The following is a 15,309-nucleotide window of genomic DNA, read 5'->3' on the forward strand; positions in this document are numbered from 1 at the left end:
CGAGACATCGGCGCCACGTCCGGCCCGCGTCCACGTCGTATTCGCGCTGATGGCGTTCGTTCGTCGGTCCCGACCGGAGTGTCCGGCGCCACGTCCCGCCGTTTCCCGCGTGCCGGCGCCGGTTGCCTCGCCGCCGTCGCGACCTATCTAGGGCTCGGGTTCGTCATTTCGTCCATCACGAAGACGGACCCTCGCCGGTTGACGCCGCACCGGCGACGTTGTCTATCCCCCACGTGAGGTCGGCCGGTCCCCGGCCCGCCGATCCACCGCGCCGATCATCCGGAGAACATCGATGGCCGTCACTCGCGAGCAAGTCCTGGAAGCCCTCTCCCGCCTCGCCGCGCCCGACGGCCGCGGCTCGCTCGCCGCGTCTTCGGCCCTCTCCCAGATCGTCGTCAAGGACGCCAAGGTCTTCTTCTCGATCGGTGTGCCGGCCGCGCGCGCCGGTGAGCTGGAGGGCCTGCGCGCCGCCGCCGAGGCCGCCGTGAAGGCGCTGCCCGGCGTCGAGAGCGTCATGGTGGCGCTCACCGACGACCGCCCGTCGGCGCCGACTCTGCCCAACCAGCCGACCGCGGTTCCCTCGCCCAAGGGCCCCGCGGCGAAGACCAACACCAACGAAGGCGCGCTTCCCGGCGTGCGCCACATCGTCGCGGTCGCCTCCGGCAAGGGCGGCGTCGGCAAGTCGACGACGGCCGCCAACTTCGCCCTCGGCCTCGCCTCGCTCGGCCTCAAGGTCGGCCTGCTCGACGCCGACATCTACGGCCCGTCGGTGCCCAAGCTCTTCGGCCTCACCGGCATCCAGCCGGAGGTGCGCGACCAGATGCTGATCCCGATCGAGACCTGCGGCATCCGCGTCATGTCGATCGGCTTCCTGGTCGACGAGGACGCGCCGATGATCTGGCGCGGTCCGATGGTCATGAGCGCCGTCACCCAGCTCCTGCGCGACGTGAACTGGGGCGGCCTCGACGTCCTCGTCGTCGACATGCCGCCCGGCACCGGCGACACGCAGCTGACGCTGGCCCAGCAGGTGCCGCTCGCCGGCGCGGTGATCGTCTCGACCCCGCAGGACCTGGCGCTGATCGACGCCCGCCGCGGCGTCGCCATGTTCGAGAAGGTCGACGTGCCGATCCTCGGCGTCATCGAGAACATGAGCTACTTCGTCTGCCCGAGCTGCGGCACCCGTCACGACATCTTCGCCCACGGCGGCGCCCGCGCCGAGGCCGAGAAGCTCGGCGTGCCCTTCCTCGGCGAAGTGCCGTTGACCATGGCGATCCGCGAGGGTTCCGACGGCGGCAAGCCGATCGTCGTGTCCCAGCCGGACGGCCCGCATGCCGCGGTCTATCGCGACATCGCCGCCAAGGTCCATTCGGCGCTCGGCGGCGGCGGCACCGGCTTCGCCATGCCGAAGATCGTCATCGAATAGGCCGAACCATGCCCCACGACGACGCGGCGCCCCCTCATCCTGCGACCCGCCGCGTCGCCGCCCATCGTCACGGCCCGGGCGGCCCACCCTGCCCGGGGGACGACGCGGCATCGGCCGCCTCCGGCCATCGCGAGACGGTGGCCGAAGAGACGCCGGTGGCGCTCACCTACAACGGCCGATCCTTCGCGGTGATGATGGCGAGCCCCGCCGATCTCACCGACTTCGCCCTCGGCTTCTCGCTCGGCGAGGGCGTGATCGAACGAGCCGACGAGTTCCTCGCCGTCACCATCGTGCCGCTCGCCCGCGGCATCGAACTGTCGGTGACCGTCACCGAGAGCCGCGCCCTGGCGCTGCGCGCCCGCCACCGGGCACTCGCCGGCCGCACCGGCTGCGGCCTCTGCGGCGTCGACAGCATCGCCGAAGCCCTGCGCCCGATCCCCCGCCTCGGCACGGCGACCCGCATCGCCGCGGGCGCGATCGATCGCGCCGTCGCCGCCTTTCCCGCCGATCAACCGTTGGGCCGCCTGACCGGCGCCACCCACGCCGCCGCCTTCGCCGATCTCGCCGGCACGATCCGCCTGACCCGCGAGGACGTCGGCCGCCACAACGCCCTCGACAAACTGATCGGCGCCATGGCCGCGGCCGGTATCGATCCGGCGTCCGGCTTCGTCGTGGTGTCGAGCCGTTGTTCCTACGAGATGGTCCACAAGACCGCGACGGCCGGCATCCCCCTCGTCGCCTCGATCTCCGCACCGACCGGTCTGGCGGTGGATCTCGCCCAGAAGGTCGGCGTCTGTCTCGTCGCCTATGCCCGCGACGGCCGCTTCACCGTCTATGCCGGCTGTGATCGCATAGACGAAGAACCGGAATCGAGTTGAATCGGCCGCTTCAGGCGAAATAAACCGGATATCGATTGATTTGAGAGAGCGGTAGCCGTTCTCGATCACGGACCCCAATCGATCTGCGGCCGTACCGGCAGGTAATCGCCGTCGATCGTCCCGCCGAGGCCGCAGAAGGGCAGGGGTTCACCGGGGGCCGGGCCGTCCGGTCCGGGGACCGGCCGCGTCGTCACGCCGAGCTGTCCGCCGCGCGGAGTGAGGGTGACGATCCAGCCGTCGGCGACGCCGGGTTCGGCCGCGAGCACCCACCCGTCCGGCCCCTGCCGCGCCTCGCCCCGGAGCTCACACACCCAGACGGCGCGGATCTGCTCGTTGGTGCCGATCGACACCTCCGCCACACCGTCCGGCCGCATCGTCACGTCGACGCCGCCGATGCCGTTGCGCCAGGAGCCTTCGAGGGAGAACCGTCCGCGCGTCTCGATCGCCTTGAGGAAGGCGACCTGATCGGCCATGCGTTCCTCGAGATCCTCGTCCGGCAACCCGAAGGCCTCGTTGCGCGCCGCGAGGAAGCTGCGCTGCGCCTTGCGCAACGTGGTGCGCATGCCGTTGGTGAGCCCGCTCATCGCCCGCCCGTAGGCCTCGGCGATCTCGACATCGAAGGCCGACAGGATCGGCGACCGGCAGATCGCCTTCTCCACCGGGAGTTTCGCGACCAGACAATCGAACGACGGCGGCCCGGCGAGAGCCGGGAGGGGCGTCGCGAGGAGACCGGCCGTGAGGGGGAGGGCGACGAGGCCGGCGGCGAAAGGGAGGGCGCGGAGCGTGGCGGCCAAGCGGCGGGCGGCGAGCAGCGGGACACGAGCGGTCATCGGCGAACCTCCGGTTCCCCCGATGATGCGGCCGGGGCGAGCGCCGGTCCAGCCGGGGCGGTGACGGATCTTGCGGAGAGGCGAGGGGTGGGCGAGGCGGCGTGCGTGCGCTCTCCTCGCCTCGTCGCGGGGTTGCAGTCGAGCACGGGGCGTCGACGCGCGATGGTCCGAAACGGCGCCTGCGCCGCTTCCTCACCCCGAGGCGCTTCTAATCGTGTTGCTTTTTCCTGAACGCCTCATGGTGGAGACGATTGCGCGGGCTGTCATGGCCATGATCCGCCACCGACCTCGCCTCGACCTCTGGCGTCACGCCTCCGGCGGGCCGAAGGCGAGGGAAGGGGATCCATTGGCCTCTCGACCCGTTGATAAGCTATTGGATCCCCTTCCCCACCGCTCCGGCCGGGGATGACGGGTCGAATGCGGTGTGAATTGCCAGGGGGCAAGTTCGATACCTATTGTAGGCTCGATGAGAAAACGTCCTGTTTCCGAAAATGCAGTCTCGCAGCACCGTTCGCCGTGCTCTTCTGGACATGTTCTGCCAAGATTTATTTATAAGTAATTCGTCTATTAATCGGAGTTTTAATCAAGTAGTTATAGTTATATGTAAGCGTCTGCTCCAATTCCCAGCCAATCTGTCGAACTGATGCGTAGGCCAAATGATATAGAGGGCGGTAAGTTCCGCCTTTGTCGTTGAATAACCAGCCGTCGGAGTCTCCATTTGCCAATTCGGCTAACGCTTCTGCCGGAACACCGTCGCGAGGTTGGTATTGTTTCGAGACGTGTCCTCCTCCGCGATCGTTCCTGAACAGAGTAATCAGATTCTTGCGAGAAAAGAGACGTCGCTTGGAATCGCGAAGGACGGCCTTTTCCCACCACCGAGAGAAAGCGAGCGGCGGAAGTGGTCCCTCATTCCCTGTATCCTTCCTTGCGGCATACCCAGAGTGGCCGCCGCCGAGCTGAATTATGACCAATGGGTGCTCGCTCAGGAGATTGTCTGGATTTATAGCTCTCGCAGAGTCAAAAAATCTGGTTCCCTCCTTTATTCCGAGCATTGTCATTAATGATGGTTGTTTTCTACTGGCGTCGTGAACGAATACATAAACGCTCGAAGCAATACTTGCAGCTTCGAAGCCGTCTCCGTTATCAAACGCTTCTCCGGCCCGGCGCAGCCTATGGAATGCCTCTATAAAGTCACGTTCCAACTCGGAGCGATCGCGCGATTTATACATCGTTATGCAACCCAGAATTGGTATTTTTGTTTCTCGGCAATGAAGGAGGAATGAAGTGTAGGAGCCCGCCTCACCGCTTCCCCTTCCACCGTCCCTTCCCCTTCGCCCCTACCGTCCCGGCCGCCGTGCTCGGCCCCGGCCGCTTCGGCATCGGCCCACCCATCGGCACTTCGGTCCGCCCCACCGTCATCTCGTCGAGCGAGTTCTTCCGCACCTTGGTCGGCGGCAGGTTCGCCGCCCGGCCGTATTTCTTCTCGCCGGCGTAGCCGCCGGTGGCGTCGTCGACCGCCGTCTGGCGCGCCAGCGGGTCGTCGGCGAGCACCAGCTCCGTCGCCTCCAGCCGCTTGATCTCGTCGCGCAGGCGGGCCGCCTCCTCGAACTCGAGGTTGGTGGCGGCTTCCTTCATGCGGCGGCGCAGGTCGTCGAGATGGGCGGCGAGGTTGTGGCCGACGAGGTGGCCGTCCTCGGCGAAGCCGGCCTCGACCGTGACGTGGTCCTGCTCGTAGACCGAGGACAGCACGTCGGAGATGTTGCGCTTGATCGATTCCGGCGTGATGCCGTGCTCGAGATTGTAGGCCTGTTGCTTCTCGCGGCGGCGGTTGGTCTCGGCGATGGCGCGCTCCATCGAGCCGGTCATGCCGTCGGCGTAGAGGATGACGCGGCCGTCGACGTTGCGGGCGGCGCGCCCGATGGTCTGGATCAGCGACGTCTCGGAGCGCAGGAAGCCCTCCTTGTCGGCGTCGAGGATCGCCACCAGCGAACACTCGGGGATGTCGAGGCCCTCGCGCAGCAGGTTGATGCCGACCAACACGTCGAAGGCGCCGAGCCGCAGGTCGCGGATGATCTCGATGCGCTCCAGCGTCTCGACGTCGGAGTGCATGTAGCGCACCCGGACGCCGTTCTCGTGGAAATATTCGGTGAGATCCTCGGCCATGCGCTTGGTCAGCGTCGTGACCAGCACGCGATTGCCGCGTTTGGCCACCTCGCGCACCTCGCCGAGCAGGTCCTCGACCTGCTTGGTCGCCGGGCGGATCTCGACCTCCGGGTCGATCAGCCCGGTCGGGCGGATGACCTGCTCGACGAAGACGCCGCCGGCCTCCTCCATCTCCCAGCCGCCGGGCGTCGCCGACACCGCCACGGTCTGCGGCCGCATGGCGTTCCATTCCTCGAAGCGCAGTGGCCGGTTGTCCATGCAGGAGGGCAGACGGAAGCCGTATTCGGCCAGCGTCGCCTTGCGGCGGAAGTCGCCGCGATACATGCCGCCGATCTGCGGAATGGTGACGTGGCTCTCGTCGGCGAAGACCAGCGCCTCGTCGGGCAGATATTCGAACAGCGTCGGCGGCGGCTCGCCGGGGCGGCGGCCGGTGAGATAGCGCGAGTAGTTCTCGATGCCGGCGCAGGAGCCGGTCGCCTCCAGCATCTCCAGGTCGAAGGTGGTGCGCTGGTCGATGCGCTGCATCTCGAGCAGACGCCCCGCCGCCTCCAGCTCGGCGATCCGGCTCTTCAGCTCGGCCTTGATCGACTGGATCGCCTGCTGCAGCGTCGGCTTCGGCGTCACGTAGTGCGAATTGGCGTAGACTTTCACGAACTTGAGCGCCTGGGTCTTCTGACCGGTCAGCGGATCGAACTCGTCGATCGCTTCGATCTCGTCGCCGAAGAACGAGATTCGCCACGCCCGGTCTTCCAAGTGGGCGGGGAAGACCTCGACGGTGTCGCCCCGCACCCGGAAGACGCCGCGCTGGAAGGCGGCGTCGTTGCGGCGGTAGTGGACGGCGACGAGATCGGCGAGGAGCTGGCGCTGGTCGAGCCGTTCGCCGACCTCCACCGAGAAGGTCATCGCCGTGTAGGTCTCGACCGAGCCGATACCGTAGATGCACGAGACCGAGGCGACGATGATGACGTCGTCGCGCTCCAGCAGCGAGCGGGTGGCGGCGTGGCGCATCCGGTCGATCTGTTCGTTGATCGACGATTCCTTCTCGATGTAGGTGTCGGTGCGCGGAACGTAGGCCTCGGGTTGGTAGTAGTCGTAGTAGGAGACGAAATACTCCACCGCGTTGTTGGGGAAGAACGACTTGAACTCGCCGTAGAGCTGGGCGGCGAGCGTCTTGTTCGGCGCCAGGATCAGCGCCGGGCGCTGGGTGCGGGCGATGACCTGGGCCATGGTGAAGGTCTTGCCCGAGCCGGTGACACCGAGCAGCACCTGGGTGCGCTCGCCGTTGTCGACGCCGGCCACCAGTTCTTCGATCGCCTGCGGCTGGTCGCCCTGCGGCTCGAACGGCGAGACGAGGTCGAAACTAATGCCGCCTTCGGACTTCGGCGGCCGCTCGGGGCGATGCGGCGTCCACAGCTTGCCGTCCTTGAACAGCGGATTGCCCGAGGCGATCAGCGCCGACAGCGCCTCGACGGTGGCCGTCGCCCCGCCCTTCGGCGCGCTCGCCGCCTCCTCGAGCCCGATCTCCAGACCGGAGACGGCATTGAGCCCGCTCGCCACGCGCTCCGTCGCGGTGGCCGCGCCGTCGTCCTTCTTCGGGCGTCCGGGCTTCTTGCGGGCGGCAGGGGCCGGGGCGGTGGCGGCCTTGGCGATCTCGTCGGCCCAATCGGCGATCGAGCCGGAGAGCGGCGTCGCGCCGACGTCGAAGGAGGCCTGAGGCATCTCGCCGAACCCCGAAGAACCAGGCATCTCGCCGAACCCCGAAGGACCAGGCATCTCGCCGAACCCCGAAGGACCGGGTGCTTCGCCCTCGTTCTCCCACGGCAGCCCGAGGGCTTCCGACGCATCGAGATGTTCGGTGAGCGGGCCGCGGCGTTTCTTCGCCCCGGAGGCGGCGGACGGGGCGGCGGAGCGGGATTTCGGCGGTCGGGTCATGGGTCCAATATGGCGCGAGTCCGGGGCGGCGAAAAGGGCGATGTTCGCGTTTCGTGCCGGCGGATGCGTCGTCTCCGCGGCGTCGACCGCGTCGGCGAGGGGGAAGGCACGCCCGCCGGCCCGGCCGACGGGCGCGCGTCCGCCCATCCGTTCACCATGTCCCCAACCGGAGCGCGCGAAACCGCGGCGCGTCCATCGAATACTCACTTTCTTGGCGAAATTCGGCTAGGTTCCGGTCTTTCGAGGCGGTGTCGGCGGGTGACGACTCGCGCGGCCGCGATTCGGAGTGTGTCGATGTCGCAGATCGTTCCCGTCGTGCTGTGTGGTGGTTCCGGCTCGCGCCTGTGGCCGGCGTCGCGGGAGAGCTTTCCCAAGCAGTTCCTGGCCCTGACCGGCGAGATCTCGCTGTTCCAGGACACGCTGAAGCGGGTCGTCGGACCCGGCTTCGACGCACCGATCGTCGTCACCGGTTCCGACTATCGCTTCCTCGTCGCCGAGCAGATGCGCGCCGTCGGCGTGAAGGGCGACATCGTGCTGGAGCCGATGCGCCGCGACAGCTGCGCCGCCATCGCCGCCGCCGCCCGTCTGGCGCTCGCCCGTGATCCGGAAGCGCTGGTGCTGGTGCTCGCCGCCGACCACGCCATGCCCGACCTCGAGGGTTTCCTCGTCCACGTCCGCCGCGCCGCCGCCGCCGCCCGCGCCGGCCGCATCGTCACCTTCGGCATCCACCCGACCCGCGCCGCCACCGGCTACGGCTACATCCGCCCCGGCGAGCCGCTGGCCGAGGAGGGGGTGTCGACCATCGCCGCCTTCGTCGAGAAGCCGGACGAGGCCACCGCCGAGCGTTACGTCGCCGAGGGCTATCTCTGGAACTCCGGCAACTTCCTGTTCCGCGCCCGGGTCTTCCTCGAAGAGCTCGATCGTCTGGCGCCGGAGATCGGCCGCCCGGTGGCGGAAGCCGTCACCCATGCCGCCCGTGATCTCGATTTCCTGCGGCTCGAGGAGGAGGCCTTCTCGATCGCCGTGCCGAAGTCGGTCGACTACGCGGTGATGGAGAAGACCGCGCTCGCCGCCGTCGTCCCCTCCGATTTCGCCTGGTCCGACGTCGGCGCCTGGGGCGCCATCTGGGATCTCGCCGCCAAGGACGCCTACGGCAACGCCGCCAAGGGCGACGCCGCCTTCCTCGACGCCGCGAACTGCTACGTCCATTCGCCCGACCGGCTGACGACGGTGGTCGGCCTCGACGACGTGGTGGTGGTGACGACCCGCGACGCGGTGCTGGTGGTGGCGCGCGATCAGGCGGAGAAGGTCAAGGGGCTGGTCGCCCGCCTCACCGCCGCCGGCCGCAAGGAGGCGACCGAGAACCTCAAGGTCTTCCGCCCCTGGGGCTCCTACGACAGTATCGATCACGGCCCGCGCCATCAGGTGAAGCGGATCTCCGTCGATCCCGGCTGCAAACTGTCGCTGCAGAGCCATTTCCATCGCGCCGAGCACTGGGTGGTGGTGTCGGGCACGGCGCGCATCACGGTGAACGACACGGTGACCATCGCCTCGGAGAACCAGTCGGTCTACATCCCGCTCGGCGCCACGCATCGGCTGGAGAACCCCGGCAAGATCCCGCTCGACCTCATCGAGGTCCAGTCCGGCTCCTATCTCGGCGAGGACGATATCGTCCGCTACGAGGACGCCTACAACAGGAGTTGAGGGGGGCGGACGTCCCTGCCGGAGGATCGGCGCGCGATGCTTCGAGACGCGGCCTCACGGCCGCTCCTCGGCATGAGGCGCTCGGGGGCCGTCGAATGAAAACAAACGCCTCATGCCGAGGCGCGTTCGCAACGAACGCGTCTCGAAGCATCGCGCACCTTGCTCGGCGAACGGGAGAACCTGCACCGACATCGACATCGACACCCGCCCGTCGTCGAGGCGCGCGCCCTCAGTCCTGGAACACCACCGTGCGGTGACCGTTGAGGATCACCCGGTCGTCGAGGAGATGGGCGAGCGCCCGCGACAGCACGCGGCGTTCGATGTCGCGGCCCTTGCGCACCATCGTGTCGGGCGTGTCGCGATGGGTGATGTGCTCGACGTCCTGGGCGATGATCGGCCCCTCGTCGAGGTCCGGCGTGACGAAATGGGCGGTGGCGCCGATCATCTTCACGCCGCGCTCGTGCGCCTGATGGTAGGGCTTGGCGCCCTTGAAGCCGGGCAGAAACGAGTGGTGGATGTTGATGCAGCGCCCGGCCAGCGCCGTCGACATCTCGTTCGACAGGATCTGCATGTAGCGGGCGAGGACGACGATCTCGGTGCCGGTCGTCTCGATCAGCTGCAGGATCTTCGCCTCCTGCTCCGCCTTGTTCGACTTGTCGGCCGGCATGCAATGGAACGTCGTGTCGGTGAACTCGACGTGCGCATAGGTCTGGCGCGGATGGTTGGCGACGACGGCGGTGACGTCCATCGACAATTCGCCGATGCGCCGGCGATAGAGCAGATCGACCAGACAGTGGTCGAACTTCGAAACCAGGATCATCACCTTGCGCGGGTTCGACCGGTCGCGGATGCGCCAATCCATGCCGAAGCGCTCGGCGATCGGCGCGAAGCCGGCCTTCAGCGCCGCCTCGTCGCGACCGCCGACCTCGAACACCACCCGCATGAAGAACAGGTCGGCCAGCGTGTCGTCGTACTGCTCGGCGTCGGAGATGTTGGCGCCCATCTCGAAGAGATGCGTCGACACCGCCGCGACGATGCCGGGCCGGTTGGCGCAGGAGAGGACGAGGACGAAGGACTTCTCGGACATCGGACGCGCGACCTCGGCGGATCGAAAAAGGGTCGAGGCTGCGATAGCCCGCCGCGGCCCGGCTGTCGAGATGCGCCGCCTGCCGAATTGGCGGTCGGGCGGGACCCGGCTTCGAAGGGAGAGGACCCGGAGCGATGCCCCGGGTCCTCGTCGTGACGGCGGTTCGTGTGGTTCAGCGGAACAGCACCAGCGCCTTGGTCAGCGTGATCCAGATGCCCCAGGCGAGCGGGATCCAGACGACGGCCCAGGCCGCGGTCACCTTCCACGAGTGGCTCACCTCCTCGCCCAGCGCCGCGACGTCGGAGACGAAGTGCTGGTGGGTGTCGTCGGCGAGCTTCTTCTCCGCCGCCGCCTCGGTCTCGTCCATGTGGTGCTTCTCGGCCACCGGCGTCACCGCCCAGTTGGCGATCGCACCGACGGCGAGCAGGCCGGCGAGGATGTACATGGTGATCGAGTAGACGTCGGCGCGCGCCACACCGTGAGCGAGCTGGTACTCGCGGATGTAATTGACGATGCCCGGGCCGAAGATGCCCGCCGCCGACCAAGCGGTGAGCAGGCGGCCGTGGATGGCGCCGACCATCTTGGTGCCGAACATGTCGGCGAGATAGGCCGGGACGGTGGCGAAGCCGCCGCCGTACATCGACAGGATGACGCAGAAGATCAGCACGAACAGCGGCAGAGCGCCCGCCTTCGCCGCCGTCGGCACCGCGGCATAGAGCGCCAGACCGAGCAGGAAGAAGGTGAAGTAGGTCGCCTTGCGGCCGATCTTGTCGGAGAGCGACGCCCAGAAGAAGCGCCCGCCGATGTTGAACAGCGACAACAAGCCGGTGAAGCCGGCGGCGACCGCCGCGATCTGGCCCTTCTGCGCCGCGTCGAGCTGGCCGAAGGTGAGGTCGAGGCCGATCAGCTTGCCGCCGAACACTTCCTGCAGCAGCGGCGAGGCCATGCCCAGGATGCCGATGCCGGCGGTCACGTTGAGGCAGAGCACCGCCCAGACGAGCCAGAACTGCTTCGTCTTCCAGGCGACGTCGAGATGGACGTTCTTCGAGGTGATGAGCGAGTTCTGCGATGCCGCCGGCGGCGTCCAGCCGGCCGGCTTCCAGCTGTCGGCCGGCACCCGGTAGCCGAGCGCGCCGCCCATCATGAAGACGAAATAGAGGATGCCGAGCACGACGAAGGCTTCCCACACGCCGACCGACGTCGGGGTGGCGAAGGACTTCATCAGCATGTCGGCGAGCGGTGCGCCGATCATCGCGCCACCGCCGAAGCCCATGATCGCCATGCCGGTCGCCATGCCGCGCCGGTCGGGGAACCACTTGATCAGCGTCGACACCGGCGAGATGTAGCCCAGCCCGAGGCCGATGCCGCCGATGACGCCCGAGCCGAGCCACATCAGCCACAGCTGGTGCGTCTTGATGCCGATCGCCGAGATGAAGAAGCCGCCGCCCCAGCACAGCGCCGCCACGACGCCGGCCTTGCGCGGGCCCGCCTTCTCGAGCCAGCCGCCCCAGATCGCGGCGGAAGAGCCGAGGAAGACGAAGAACAGCGTGTACATCCACCCGAGGCTGGAGATCTTCCAGTCGCAGCTGGTCGTGACCAACTCGCCGAGGAGGCTCATGTCCGCCGGGCAGGCGACCGACTTGGTGACGCCGATGGCGCGCGACAGCGGCAACCAGAACACGCTGAAGCCGTAGGCCATGCCGATGCACAGATGGATCGCGAGCGCCGCCGGCGGAACGAGCCAGCGATTGAACCCGGGTTTCGCGACGGTGTGGGAGCGGTCGAGCCAACCTCCCCCGTTCGCCGGGCTCACGCCCGTCGTCTCCATGGTCGTCATTTGGATACCCCCCGCGGCCGTTCTCGACCGTCGTTCGTGGTGGCGTGGTCGTTTTTCGTCCGCCGCGCGACGACGCCGTCCGCTCGCGGATCACCCTGTTCGCGAAGGCGCGCGGGTCCCGGCGCGCCTTCGCCTCGTTCCCGCGGTGTCTACGCCGCGAGAATCTCCGCCGCGCGGCGGGCGACGGGGTCGAGCCCCGCGCCGCCGGCGGCCAGATGGTCGGCGAGACCGGCGCGCATGCGCGGGTCCCAGTTCTTGGCGATGTGGTCGGCGGTGTCTGCCGCCGCGTCGCCGCGCTGGGCGGCGAAGAACGCGGCGATCTGGTTGGCCATGGTGACGAGTTTGGTGGTGTCCATCGGTCAGGCCCGTTGCGATGCAGGTGCGCCGGCCTCACGGTCGGAAATCGGATGGTTTCGCTGCGCCGCATCCGGCTCTCTCCCCCCTCGAGGGGGAGAGACGGAGAGGGGGGGCCGGAGGCCGTGGATCACTTCGGCGTTGCCGGTCCGGGCGCGAGGCCGCTTCCCCCCTCCCTGGCCCTCACCCTCGAGGGGGGAGGGAAGGTGTGACGTTGCCGCCGAAGACACTCGAAGCGACGGAGCGAAATCGTTCATGGCCTCGCCCTCACTCCGCCGCCGCGATGCGCCGTGACTTCACGGCCTGCGCCGCATAGTCCTCCTGCCAGCGGGTCGGCCCGTTGGAGGGCATCACCTGCACGGCGGTGACCTTGTATTCCGGACAATTGGTGGCCCAGTCCGAGTTCTCCGTGGTGATCACGTTGGCCTGGGTCATCGGGTGGTGGAACGTCGTGTAGACGACGCCCGGCGCCACCCGGTCGGTGAGGGTGACGCGCAGCGTCGTCTCGCCCGCCCGGCTCTGGATGCGCACCCAGTCGCCGTCACGAACACCACGGTTCTCCGCGTCGGCCGGGTGCATCTCGAGGACGTCCTCGGCGTGCCAGGCGACGTTGGCGGTGCGCCGCGTCTGGGCCCCGACGTTGTACTGGGAGAGGATGCGGCCGGTCGTCAGCAGCAGCGGGAAACGCGGTCCCGTCTTCTCCGTCGTCGGCACGTAGTCGGTGATCATGAAGTTGCCGCGCCCGCGCACGAAGCCGTCGATGTGCATGATCGGCGTGCCGTCGGGCGCCTTGGGCGTCACCGGCCACTGCAGCGTCTCGCGCTCCAGCCGCTCGTAGGTGACCCCGGCGAAGGACGGGGTCGAGCGGCCGATCTCGTCCATGATCTCGCTCGGATGGGTGTAGCCCCAGTCGATCCCCATCGCCGCGGCGAGGTCGCGGGTGATCTCCCAGTCCGCCTTGCCCGACTTCGGCGTCATCACCTTGCGGACGCGCTGGATGCGGCGTTCGGCGTTGGTGAAGGTGCCGTCCTTCTCCAGGAAGGTGGCGCCCGGCAGGAAGACGTGGGCATAGTTCGCCGTCTCGTTGAGGAACAGGTCCTGGACGACGATGCACTCCATCGCCGCCAGCGCCGCGGCGACATGGGCGGTGTTGGGGTCGGACTGCAACAGGTCCTCGCCCTGGATGTACATGCCCTTGAAGGTGCCCTCGAGCGCCGCGTCGAACATGTTGGGAATGCGCAGGCCCGGCTCGGCGTCGAGCGTCACCCCCCACAGATCCTCGAACAGGCCGCGCACCGCGTCGTCCGAGACGTGGCGATAGCCCGAGAACTCGTGCGGGAACGAGCCCATGTCGCAGGACCCTTGCACGTTGTTCTGGCCGCGCAGCGGATTCACGCCGACGCCGCGGCGGCCGATGTTGCCGGTGGCCATGGCGAGGTTGGCGATCGCCATCACCGAGGTGGTGCCCTGGGAATGTTCGGTGACGCCGAGGCCGTAGTAGATGGCGCCGTTGCCGCCCTTGGCATAGAGCCGGGCCGCGCCGCGGATCTCCTCGGCCGGGACGCCCGAGATCTTCTCCACCTCCTCCGGCGAATGACGCGGATCGGCGACGAACTCCGCCCAGGCGGCATGGGCGTCGAGATCGCAGCGCTCGCGGATGAAGGCTTCGTTCGCCAGCCCCTCGGTGACGATGACGTGGGCGAGCGAGGTCAGCACCGCGACGTTGGTGCCCGGCCTGAGTGCCAGATGATGCGCCGCCTCGATGTGGGCGCTCTTCACCAGATCGATGCGGCGCGGATCGATGACGATCAGCTTCGCCCCCTGGCGCAGCCGCTTCTTGAGCCTGGAGCCGAACACCGGATGGCCGTCGGTCGGGTTCGCCCCGATGACGATGACGACGTCCGAGTCCTCGACCGAGTCGAAGTCCTGCGTGCCCGCCGAAGTGCCGAAGGCGACCTTGAGGCCGTAGCCGGTCGGCGAATGGCAGACGCGGGCGCAGGTGTCGACGTTGTTGTTGCCGAAGCCGGCGCGGATCAGCTTCTGGACGAGGAAGGTCTCCTCGTTGGTGCAACGCGACGAGGTGATGCCGCCGATCGAGCGCTTGCCGTAGGTCGCCTGGATGCGGCGGAACTCCGACGCCGTATGGGTGAGCGCCTCCTCCCACGAGACCTCGCGCCACGGCTCGTCGATGCGCGACCGGATCATCGGCTTGGTGATGCGGTCCTGGTGCTGGGCATAGCCCCAGGCGAAACGGCCCTTGACGCAGGAGTGGCCGCGATTGGCCTCACCCGCCTTGTAGGGCACCATGCGGACGAGCTCCTCGCCGCGCATCTCCGCCTTGAAGGTGCACCCCACCCCGCAGTAGGCGCAGGTGGTGACGACCGATCGCTCCGGCTGGCCGATGTCGATCAGCGTCTTCTCCGAGAGCGTCGCCGTCGGGCAGGCCTGGACGCAGGCGCCGCAGGAGACGCATTCGGACTGAAGGAACGGTTCGTTCATCCCCGGCGAAACCCGGCTGTCGAAGCCGCGGCCCGAGATGGTCAGCGCGAAGGTCCCCTGCACCTCGGCACAGGCCCGGACGCAACGCGAGCAGACGATGCATTTCGAGGCGTCGTAGGTGAAATAGGGGTTGGACGTGTCCTTCTTCAGATCGAGATGGGTCTCTACACCCGAGCCGAAACGCACGTCGCGCAGGCCCACCTTGCCGGCCTGGGTCTGCAATTCGCAGTTCCCGTTGGCGGCGCAGGTCAGGCAGTCGAGCGGGTGGTCGGAGATGTAGAGCTCCATCACCCCGCGCCGGAGCTTCTTCAGCCGCTCCGTCTGGGTGTGGACGACGAGCCCCTCGGCGACCGGCGTGGTGCAGGACGACGGCGTGCCGTTGCGCCCTTCGATCTCGACGATGCACAGCCGGCAGGAACCGAAGGCGTCGACCATGTCGGTGGCACAGAGTTTCGGGATCTCGGTGCCGATCTCCATCGCGGCACGCATGATCGAGGTGCCCTCCGGCACCGTCAGGGCGCGGCCGTCGATGGTGAGGGTCACCGACCTCTCGGACTTGGAGGCGGGGGTGCCGTAATCGGTCTCGTGGACGAGGCTCATGG

The 15,309-nt window shown here is 68.0% G+C and carries 9 protein-coding genes; 3 read left to right on the forward strand and 6 right to left on the reverse strand.

The window, feature by feature from the left end; all coding sequences use genetic code 11:
• Positions 1–292 precede the first annotated feature (292 nt).
• Together V7Q42_RS14635 and fdhD are read left to right on the forward strand one after the other, a co-directional pair.
• Complete coding sequence (locus V7Q42_RS14635; RefSeq protein ID WP_333824832.1) at positions 293–1,423, forward strand: Mrp/NBP35 family ATP-binding protein; 1,131 nt, start codon at positions 293–295, stop codon at positions 1,421–1,423.
• An 8-nt stretch (positions 1,424–1,431) separates the two neighbouring features.
• Positions 1,432–2,301 carry a formate dehydrogenase accessory sulfurtransferase FdhD gene (gene fdhD / locus V7Q42_RS14640; protein WP_333824833.1) on the forward strand — a complete coding sequence of 290 codons (870 nt, stop codon included), beginning with the start codon at positions 1,432–1,434 and terminating at the stop codon, positions 2,299–2,301.
• A 65-nt stretch (positions 2,302–2,366) separates the two neighbouring features.
• On the opposite strand, the gene V7Q42_RS14645 is transcribed toward fdhD, so the two are convergent.
• Positions 2,367–3,131 (reverse strand): lysozyme inhibitor LprI family protein, encoded by a 765-nt coding sequence (locus tag V7Q42_RS14645; RefSeq protein WP_333824834.1) that lies wholly within the window; start codon positions 3,129–3,131, stop codon positions 2,367–2,369.
• 1,299 nt (positions 3,132–4,430) lie between these two features.
• The gene (gene uvrB / locus V7Q42_RS14650) at positions 4,431–7,067 is read right to left on the reverse strand and encodes an excinuclease ABC subunit UvrB (protein WP_442958207.1); all 2,637 of its coding nucleotides are present in this window, start codon (positions 7,065–7,067) and stop codon (positions 4,431–4,433) included.
• Positions 7,068–7,520: 453 nt separating this feature from the next.
• On the opposite strand from uvrB, the gene V7Q42_RS14655 reads away from it, so the two are divergent.
• On the forward strand, positions 7,521–8,930 hold the full coding sequence (locus V7Q42_RS14655; RefSeq protein ID WP_333824835.1) for a mannose-1-phosphate guanylyltransferase/mannose-6-phosphate isomerase: 1,410 nt from the start codon (positions 7,521–7,523) through the stop codon (positions 8,928–8,930).
• Positions 8,931–9,159: 229 nt separating this feature from the next.
• Here the strand turns inward: V7Q42_RS14655 and purU are convergent, their stop codons facing one another.
• From purU to fdhF, 4 genes are all read right to left on the reverse strand, one after another.
• Complete coding sequence (gene purU, locus V7Q42_RS14660; protein ID WP_333824836.1) at positions 9,160–10,017, reverse strand: formyltetrahydrofolate deformylase; 858 nt, start codon at positions 10,015–10,017, stop codon at positions 9,160–9,162.
• 172 nt (positions 10,018–10,189) lie between these two features.
• Positions 10,190–11,854: an OFA family MFS transporter gene (locus V7Q42_RS14665; protein WP_333824837.1), complete on the reverse strand. Its 1,665-nt coding sequence runs from the start codon at positions 11,852–11,854 to the stop codon at positions 10,190–10,192.
• A gap of 149 nt (positions 11,855–12,003) precedes the next feature.
• The gene (locus V7Q42_RS14670; protein ID WP_333824838.1) at positions 12,004–12,210 is read right to left on the reverse strand and encodes a formate dehydrogenase subunit delta; all 207 of its coding nucleotides are present in this window, start codon (positions 12,208–12,210) and stop codon (positions 12,004–12,006) included.
• 265 nt (positions 12,211–12,475) lie between these two features.
• Positions 12,476–15,307, reverse strand: coding sequence for a formate dehydrogenase subunit alpha (gene fdhF, locus V7Q42_RS14675; protein WP_333824864.1), 2,832 nt, complete (start codon positions 15,305–15,307; stop codon positions 12,476–12,478).
• Positions 15,308–15,309: the final 2 nt, after the last annotated feature.

The sequence above is a fragment of the Pinisolibacter sp. genome, from assembly GCF_036782435.1.
GTDB lineage: Bacteria > Pseudomonadota > Alphaproteobacteria > Rhizobiales > Ancalomicrobiaceae > CALBKH01.